1 protein-coding gene is annotated in these 749 nt (G+C 71.0%); it reads right to left on the bottom strand.

The features are described 5' to 3' along the window. The coding region (locus EEJ42_RS31125) for an L-serine ammonia-lyase (RefSeq protein WP_123105209.1) at positions 1-749 on the bottom strand (749 nt) is incomplete at both ends.

Raw genomic sequence — 749 nt, 5'->3', positions numbered from 1 at the left:
CCGAGGTTGTGTTCCATGCCGATCTCGGCGGCGTTCTCGACCTGCTCGGGGCTGCCGCCCAGCACCTCGGCCAGGCCCCCGGCGGCCATGGAGCAGGCGGAGCCGACCTCGCCCTGGCAGCCGACCTCGGCGCCGGAGATGGAGGCGTTCTCCTTGAAGAGCATGCCGATGGCGCCGGCGGCAAGCAGGAAGCGGATGATGCCTTCCTCGTCGGCGCCGGGGACGAAGCGGGTGTAGTAGTGCAGGACGGCCGGGATGATCCCGGCGGCGCCGTTCGTCGGGGCGGTGACGACGCGGCCACCGGCCGCGTTCTCCTCGTTGACCGCCATCGCGTACAGGGTCACCCACTCCATCGCGCGGGCGGCCGCGTCGCCCTCGGAGCGCAGGGCGCGGGCGGCGTTGGCGGCGCGGCGGCGCACCTTCAGACCGCCGGGCAGGATGCCCTCCTGGGACAGGCCGCGGGAGACACAGGCCTCCATGACCCGCCAGATCTCCAGCAGACCCGCGCGGATCTCCTCCTCGGTGCGCCACGCCTTCTCGTTCTCCAGCATCAGCGCGGAGATGGACAGGCCGGTCTCGCGGGAGAGCCGCAGGAGTTCGTCGCCGGTGCGGAAGGAGTACTTCAGGACGGTGTCGTCGAGCTTGATGCGGTCTTCGCCGACGGCGTCCTCGTCGACCACGAAGCCGCCGCCGACCGAGTAGTAGGTCTTCTCCAGCAGCGGATGGCCGGACTCGTCGTACGCGAAGAG

The organism is Streptomyces botrytidirepellens (genome assembly GCF_003721215.1).
GTDB lineage: Bacteria > Actinomycetota > Actinomycetes > Streptomycetales > Streptomycetaceae > Streptomyces > Streptomyces himastatinicus.
This window is presented reverse-complemented; position numbering and strand designations above follow the sequence as displayed.